This window comes from Rickettsia endosymbiont of Lasioglossum villosulum (genome assembly GCF_964026455.1).
Lineage (GTDB): Bacteria > Pseudomonadota > Alphaproteobacteria > Rickettsiales > Rickettsiaceae > Rickettsia.
Genome location: NZ_OZ032152.1, coordinates 1,504,590 through 1,512,138, shown reverse-complemented (window position 1 = coordinate 1,512,138; position 7,549 = coordinate 1,504,590). Strand labels below are relative to the sequence as shown.

Genomic DNA, 7,549 nt, shown 5'->3' with positions numbered 1-7,549 from the left:
TACTGTTACTAATAAAAATAATTATAATATATTCTTTATTTATTGTATATGTAAGTAGAATTATGTAGATTAAATGTTTTCTACATAGTTATCAACAAAATATATATTAAAAATATTCCTATAAAATAAGTAATTTTAATAATTATTCACATAAATTTGAGTTAAGTTTTTATAAGTGGATAACTAAGTGTAATAGCTCTTTATTACTTAGAAAAGGTGATATTTTCAAAGAAAAATGTTACTTATTCACAATTTTATCCACAAACTGTTTGTTTAAAGTGAACAATACAAGATTTACTTGATTTAATAAGGATTTTGGATATTTTTAAAAAATTTTTAATAAGAAAAATAATAAGTTATCAAAATTTTTATCCACATTAGTATGTGTAAAATATGACAAAGCTGATTATTCACCTAGTTTCAGACTCTTCTGTTCAAACTGCAAAGAGTGCAGCTCATTCTGCTCTTGCTCAATTTACTTCTTTAAAACCAAAATTGTATCATTGGCCAATGATTAGAAATTTAGAATTATTAAAAGAAGTACTGAGTAAGATAGAATCAAAGCATGGTATTGTCTTATACACGATTGCGGATCAAGAACTAAGGAAGACTCTGACAAAATTTTGTTATGAATTAAAAATTCCTTGTATTTCGGTAATAGGTAAAATTATCAAAGAAATGTCAGTTTTTTCAGGAATTGAGATAGAAAAAGAGCAAAATTATAATTATAAATTCAATAAAACTTATTTTGATACTCTTAATGCTATTGATTATGCTATAAGACATGATGATGGACAGCTGCTTAATGAGTTACAGTTTGCGGATATTGTGTTAATAGGTCCATCTAGAACTTCTAAGACCCCTACTTCGATATTTTTAGCATATAATGGGCTAAAGACGGCAAATATTCCTTATGTTTATAATTGCCCGTTCCCTGATTTTATAGAAAAAGATATAGATCAATTGGTAGTAGGGCTTGTAATTAATCCAAATAGATTAATAGAAATAAGAGAAACTAGGCTGAATTTGCTACAAATTAATGAAAATAGAAATTATACAGATTTTAATATAGTACAAAAAGAATGTTTAGAAGTTAAAAAAATTTGTGAACTAAGAAACTGGCCAGTAATAGATGTATCAACAAAATCAATAGAAGAAACAGCAGCTTTAATAATGCGGATATATTATAACAAAAAAATAAGTATAATAAATAAAAATTTTCATTATTTACAAGTATAATTTGGTAATTTATAATTTTACTTGTAAAAAATATAGAGGACATATGGCAAGCAATGTAACAGATAAATCTTTTGAAGAGGAAGTACTAAAATCAAATTTACCTGTATTAGTAGATTTTTGGGCTGAGTGGTGTGGTCCGTGCAGAATGTTAACCCCAATAATAGAGGAAATAAGTAAAGAGCTAGAGAATAAAGTAAAAGTACTTAAAATGAATATAGTAGATGATTCCGAAACACCTAGCAAACTTGGAATAAAAAGTATACCAACTTTGATTTTATTTAAAGATGGTGAACAATTAGATATAAAAGTAGGAATAAAGCAAAATAATCCAAAACAAGAAATTTTAGATTGGATAGAAAATAATATAAAATATTGATTTTATGTCTTTTAATCATTCTAAAGTATTTATAGAGATAAAAAACGCTTACGTTGAGGGCATAGATACCCATAAACGAGCACAAGGATTAAAGCATTTCTTTCTTAATAGAGGAACTTCTTTTTCTCCAAATATACCAATATTGAATAATATTAATTTTTCTTGCTATGAGGGAGAAAAAGTAGCCTTTATTGGTAGTAATGGCTCGGGAAAAAGTTCTCTTTTAAAAATGATTGCAGGAATTTATCCGCCAATAAAAGGAACAATAAGTGTTTGTGGTGATATTGCACCTATAATAGATATGAGTGCTGGGTTTGAGCAAGAACAAACAGGGCGTGATAACATCAAAATGTTGATGTTATATAATAATATGCTAGATAAATATAATAAAGAAGTAGAGCAGGAAATTATAGAATTTTCGGAATTAGGTAGCAAAATTGATTTACCTATAAAAAATTATAGTTCCGGAATGTTATCTCGAATTGCTTTTTCCATATCAATATTTCAACATCCACAAATACTATTACTTGATGAAATTTTTGCTGCAGGAGATAGTTATTTTATAAAAAAATCTTTAAATTTAATGAAAAATAAATTTAAAAATACACCTATTTCAATAATAGTAAGTCATCAAGAAGAACTTGTAAAAGATAATTGTAATAGATGTATTTTATTACGTGATGGTAGTATTGTTGCTGATGGTAAACCTTCAGAAATATTTAAAATTTACAATAGAGAAAAACATAAATGATAAAGTATTTTTTATCTAAAAAATATTGGGAAGCGGTAATATTATTAGTTAGAGCTTCTATAATTAAGCAAAACAAAGATTCATTTTTAGGATCTTTATGGAGTTTGATTCAACCATTTGTTAATATATTGGTAATTTCGTATTTTTTTGGCTTTTTATTGAATCAGCCAAGAGAGTTTTTGATAATGAATTTAGTTGGAGGAATTCCTTTATGGACTTTTCTAGTAACTAGCTTAACAACTTCTTCAAATTCTTTAGTAGTACGTGACCAAATAATAAAAAAAGTTAGAATTTCTAAGACTTTTTTCCCAGTTGCAGATAGTTTAGCACAGCTATACAATCTATTTTGCTCATTTTTGGCAATGTATGTTGCTTTTATTTTATTGTTTCCAGAAAAATTTTCATGGCAAATAATATTTATGCCAATATTAATTTTACCACTAATAATTTGTACAATTAGTGGATCTATTGCAATGGCTTTTCTAACGCCTTATATCCGCGATATTCCACAAATATTAAATGTTGTTTTAGGAGTCATTTATTGGAGTATACCTATAGTTTATCCATATTCATTAATCCCTGAAGCTCAAAGAGACTTCTTTGAACTTAACCCATTCTTTATAATTATAAGACCTGCACAATCATTAGTAATTAATGGGACATTACCGGACCCAATATCAATAGGTAAATCTATTATAGTAGCTTTTATTACTGTTTGTATAAGTTACTTAGTATATAAACGCTTTTCAAAAAGAGTTATTTATTACCTATGAAGCTTGGTTTTAATCTAGATTTTAAAAAATTAGATTTAACCGGTCTTAAAAAATTAGATCAAATATTTTTAGATTATCTCTTTAAAGCCAACAAATCGCTTTATGATAATATATTATTATTTAGATCTAATCCTTATTCTATTCTCTCTCAAGATTATTCCGAATTTTTATTAAATATATCTCCTTACTTAGATGATTTTCTAGCAGAATTATTTTGTATTTCAAACGAAGTTACAAGTTTGAGATTACAGCATAAAGATTTTGATATTATTTATGAGTGTAAAAGAAAATTTGTCCAGCGTTATGCCATCAAGAAATATTCACAAGAAAAAATAAAAGATATAGATTTTGAGGATATATATTTAAAATTAGCTGATTTAATAGGTAAAAAATTTACTTCTAGAGATTTCGCTAAACAAGTAATTATATGGCAACAAGCAGAAGAGAGTTTTGTAAAAGAATTAGATATAGCCGCACAATATGCTGCTTATAGGGTGTCATCTCGTGGCTTTATTGATGGTGTCATCCCGTGGCCCCGCCACGGGATCCAGAAAAAACAAATAGATTCCGCGATCAAGTCGCGGAATGACATCTTGTTTGATCTCCCACAAAAGCTAGACAAAGAAAACCTAATAGATGATAAAAAAATATCTAAATATCAAAAAAACGAAAGGTTAAATTTTGATTATACAGATTCCTTTTTAAATCTGGATGAAGCTTTAAACCACTCTCATTATTGTATTTATTGTCATAAACAGGATAAGGATAGTTGTTCTAGGGGAATAAATTTCATTCCTCAATCTCTTCATTGCGAGGAACGTAGCGACGAAGCAATCTCAGGAGTTCTTATGAGATTGCCACGCTCCTTTCAATCACTCGCAATGACAACCGGTTGCACCCTAAAACAAAAAATTTCCGAGATGAATTACGTTAAGGCTCAAGGCTTTAATTTAAGTGCTCTTGCGATTATTGTTATAGATAACCCAATGGTTGCGGCTACCGGTCATAGGATTTGTAATGATTGCTCAAAGGCTTGTATTTATCAAAAGCAAGATCCAGTAAATATACCGCTAATAGAGTCAAATATTTTAGAAGAAACGCTTAAGTTACCTTATGGCTTAGAGATATATCTACTTTTAACTCGTTGGAATCCGCTTAATATTTATAACCCGCTGCCAAAAGAATCTACTAACTATAATATTCTGGTTACAGGGCTTGGTCCAGCAGGTTTCAGTCTTAGTTATTATTTATTACGATCTGGTCATAATGTCACGGCTATTGATGGTTTAAAAATTACTCCTCTACCTTTTGATATTCATAAGCCAATAAAATTTTGGCATGAATATAAAAATAAATTATCTAAAAGAGTACCGAAAGGATTTGGCGGAGTAGCGGAGTATGGTATTACTGTTCGCTGGGATAAAAACAATCTTGATATATTAAGGCTAATATTAGAGCGAAATAATAAGTTTAAATATTATGATGGGGTGGCTTTAGATTTTAATATAACGAAAGAGCAAGCCTTTGATTTAGGTTTTGATCATATAGCTTTCTGTATTGGAGCTGGCAAGCCAAAAATTTTAGATATAGAGAATTTTGATGCTAAAGGTGTTAAAACAGCTTCGGACTTTTTAATGACTTTGCAAAGCGGTGGAGCGTTTTTAGAAAACTCTAATACTAATATGCTTATTAGAATGCCGATTGCGGTAATTGGTGGCGGTCTTACCTCCCTAGATGCAGCAATAGAAAGCTTATATTATTATAAAAAGCAGGTAGAGAGTTTTGTTAAAGATTACGAGTTTGCTGTTGCCAAATACGGCAAAGATTATACGGAAAAAGATTGGACTGAAGAAGATAAGGAAATAGCCGAGGAATTTATTGCTCATGCAAAATTATTTGAGAAAGCTAAGAATAATGAAGAGCTGAAAGAGGTTTTTAAGAAACTGGGCGGAGCTACTATTTATTATCGTGGGAAGCTGCAAGATTCGCCAGCATATAAATTAAATCATGAGGAGCTAATATATGCATTAGCATTAGGAGTTAATTTTGAAGAAAATATGCAGCCTTTGAGAATTAATAATGATAAATATGGGCATGTGGAGTCCGTGGAATTTGGGAATAGAGACCGTCATTGCGAGGAAATGCGTAGCATTGACGCGGCAATCTCGTTAAGTCAAACTCCTAAGATTGCCACGCAGCCAAAGGCTGCTCGCAATGACGTCAAAGCCAAAACCGTGATCATGGCAATTGGTATAGAAAACAATACCGAATTTGATGAAGATAAATATAGCTACTTTGGAGACTGCAATCCTAAATACTCAGGTAGTGTAGTTAAGGCACTTGCTAACAGCAAAGATGGCTATGAGGCTATTAATAAGAAGTTGGCAAATAATAACCCGAATTTTAAAGGTGATTATAAAAACTTTGTAAAACAGCTAGATGATTTGTTAATTAGCAAGGTTCACAAAATAAACATCTTAGGCGATAAAATTTTTGAGTTAGTAATTCACTCACCGCTTGCTGCTAGGAATTTTAAGCCAGGGCAGTTTTTCCGTTTACAAAATTATTCTAATGATATAACTAAATTAATAGAGCCTTTAGCCCTAAGCGTTGCGGATATTAATGTAGAAAGCGGTTTAATTAGTTTTATAATATATGATGTCGGTAAATCAACTAACTTATGTAAATTATTTTCTGAAGAGGAAAAAGTAGTTTTGATGGGACCAAGCGGGATGCCATTAGAGATACCAAATAATAAAAGAATAATAGTTATTGACACTGAACCGAATAATGTTTTAATTAAAACTCTAAAAGATAACAATAACGAAGTTATGTTTTTTACCTATCCTGAAATAAAAACACAAAAACTAACTTTAATAGATAGAGTAATAATTAATGCATCACCTGAAATAGCAGAAGAGTTAAAAAGTTTAAAAATATTCGGTGAAAGTGCAGAGATAATTGTTAGTGTTAATTCATCTATGCAATGCATGATGAAAGGAATTTGTGGTCAGTGTATACAAAAAGTTGAAGATGAAAGAAAATACATTTTTGCTTGTAGCTGCCAAAATCAAAAAGCAGAAATAGTTGATTTTGAAAGCTTAAAAATTCGTTTGCATCAGAATTCTTTGCAAGAGAAGATGAAGAAATTATAACTTGAATCTTCCTTTGGAAAAATTAAAACTGTTGGATTACGCTTGTGACAACTCCCCAGATATATGTACCATTTTCAATTTTGGTAGGTGGGAAATCTTTATTTTCAGGCATTAAGTAAGCTTCGTCGTTGATAAATTTTAAGCGTTTTACAGTAAATTCGTTATTAATAACAGCAATTACTATTTTATTATTAGTAGGGGGTAGAGATTTATCAACTATCAATAAATCATTTTCTCTAATACCGGTATCTATCATAGAATCACCGGTTACTTGAACAAAAAAAGTTGATTTAGGATGCTTAATTAAATGGCTATTCAAATCAAGGCTATTACTCATATATCCGTCAGCAGGCGACGGATAACCTGCCTGTACTTTTGTGTCAAATAACGGCAACTCACAAGCCTTTTCTACAGAACAAGAAAAAATTTCTTTAATTTGCATGTTAGAATATTCTATATAAATAAACTGAATTTTAACTTTTCTTTATAAGCAAGGCAAGCAAAAACTTTAGCAGTTATATTTTGCCATTGAATAGTTTTATTAAAAGTATTATTATGAGTCATATAATTTGTTCTGATGTAGTTGCAAGTGTTTCTGAGCTCAAATCAAACCCTATGGGAACTGTACAAAGTGCTGGAGGAAAACCTCTTGCTATATTAAATCGTAATCAACCTGTTTTTTACTGTGTTCCTGCTGATTTATATGAAGTTATGATGGAAATGATTGATGATATTGAACTAGGCAAAATTATAGAGGAGCGTAAAAATGATAAAGAAATATCGGTAAATATTAATGACTTATGAATTAACCTTTTTAGAAACCGCTATAGTAAATTGACTTGAACACGGGACGTCGTTACTCGTCGCTCACCTATTATTATAGGCATCGCTCCTTGCGTCTAGTCCCGAATTCAATTGAATTCACTATAAAAAAAGAATGGAAAAAATTAGCTCCAGATATTCAAAAGCAATTTAAAACTAAATTACAAGAACGTCTTACAAATCCGCATATCCCTAAAAACAGGCTTAGTACTATGCCGAATTGTTATAAAATTAAACTTCGCACGGTGGGTTATAGACTAGTCTATAAAGTTATAGATACGAGGTTGGTAGTACAAGTTATAGCTATAGGACGACGTGATCAAAATACAGTTTATAAATTAGCACATAATCGTTTATCTTAAATAGAAATCTCTAGAGCAGATTATAATAAGTATTAATTGATTACCTTTAAATTTCTATTATTTAAACATTG

7 protein-coding genes and 1 pseudogene are annotated in these 7,549 nt (G+C 29.9%); 7 read left to right on the top strand and 1 reads right to left on the bottom strand.

Going from position 1 to position 7,549, the window contains the following annotated elements:
* The first annotated feature begins 393 nt into the window (after window positions 1-393).
* The 5 genes and pseudogenes from AAGD49_RS07540 (at window position 394) to AAGD49_RS07520 (ending at window position 6,294) form a co-directional block, all read left to right on the top strand.
* A pseudogene (locus AAGD49_RS07540) lies at window positions 394-1,214 on the top strand (pyruvate, water dikinase regulatory protein).
* A gap of 68 nt (window positions 1,215-1,282) precedes the next feature.
* Window positions 1,283-1,615, top strand: coding sequence for a thioredoxin (gene trxA / locus AAGD49_RS07535; protein WP_341788601.1), 333 nt, complete (start codon window positions 1,283-1,285; stop codon window positions 1,613-1,615).
* Between the two features lie 4 nt (window positions 1,616-1,619).
* Window positions 1,620-2,366, top strand: a complete 747-nt coding sequence (locus AAGD49_RS07530) for an ABC transporter ATP-binding protein (RefSeq protein ID WP_341788600.1) — start codon at window positions 1,620-1,622, stop codon at window positions 2,364-2,366.
* Complete coding sequence (locus AAGD49_RS07525) at window positions 2,363-3,139, top strand: ABC transporter permease (RefSeq protein WP_341788599.1); 777 nt, start codon at window positions 2,363-2,365, stop codon at window positions 3,137-3,139. The genes AAGD49_RS07530 and AAGD49_RS07525 overlap by 4 nt, the downstream gene beginning before the upstream one ends.
* The gene (locus AAGD49_RS07520) at window positions 3,136-6,294 is read left to right on the top strand and encodes an FAD-dependent oxidoreductase (RefSeq protein ID WP_341788598.1); all 3,159 of its coding nucleotides are present in this window, start codon (window positions 3,136-3,138) and stop codon (window positions 6,292-6,294) included. The genes AAGD49_RS07525 and AAGD49_RS07520 overlap by 4 nt, the downstream gene beginning before the upstream one ends.
* 22 nt (window positions 6,295-6,316) lie before the next feature.
* Here AAGD49_RS07520 and AAGD49_RS07515 read toward each other — a convergent pair whose 3' ends face one another.
* Window positions 6,317-6,736, bottom strand: coding sequence for a translesion error-prone DNA polymerase V autoproteolytic subunit (locus tag AAGD49_RS07515; RefSeq protein WP_341788597.1), 420 nt, complete (start codon window positions 6,734-6,736; stop codon window positions 6,317-6,319).
* Window positions 6,737-6,849: 113 nt separating this feature from the next.
* On the opposite strand from AAGD49_RS07515, the gene AAGD49_RS07510 reads away from it, so the two are divergent.
* Window positions 6,850-7,098: a type II toxin-antitoxin system Phd/YefM family antitoxin gene (locus AAGD49_RS07510; RefSeq protein WP_341788596.1), complete on the top strand. Its 249-nt coding sequence runs from the start codon at window positions 6,850-6,852 to the stop codon at window positions 7,096-7,098.
* 35 nt (window positions 7,099-7,133) lie between these two features.
* A complete protein-coding gene (locus AAGD49_RS07505; protein WP_341788595.1) occupies window positions 7,134-7,478 on the top strand; it encodes a type II toxin-antitoxin system RelE/ParE family toxin in 345 nt (114 codons plus the stop codon).
* Window positions 7,479-7,549 lie beyond the last annotated feature (71 nt).

What these genes read in the sequence shown, in the direction of transcription:
- AAGD49_RS07530 (WP_341788600.1), top strand. Translation starts at nt 1,620, where the DNA reads ATGTCTTTTAATCATTCTAAAGTATTTATAGAGATAAAAAACGCTTAC.
- AAGD49_RS07515 (WP_341788597.1), bottom strand. Translation starts at nt 6,736, where the DNA reads ATGCAAATTAAAGAAATTTTTTCTTGTTCTGTAGAAAAGGCTTGTGAG.
- AAGD49_RS07525 (WP_341788599.1), top strand. Translation starts at nt 2,363, where the DNA reads ATGATAAAGTATTTTTTATCTAAAAAATATTGGGAAGCGGTAATATTA.
- AAGD49_RS07510 (WP_341788596.1), top strand. Translation starts at nt 6,850, where the DNA reads ATGAGTCATATAATTTGTTCTGATGTAGTTGCAAGTGTTTCTGAGCTC.
- trxA (WP_341788601.1), top strand. Translation starts at nt 1,283, where the DNA reads ATGGCAAGCAATGTAACAGATAAATCTTTTGAAGAGGAAGTACTAAAA.
- AAGD49_RS07520 (WP_341788598.1), top strand. Translation starts at nt 3,136, where the DNA reads ATGAAGCTTGGTTTTAATCTAGATTTTAAAAAATTAGATTTAACCGGT.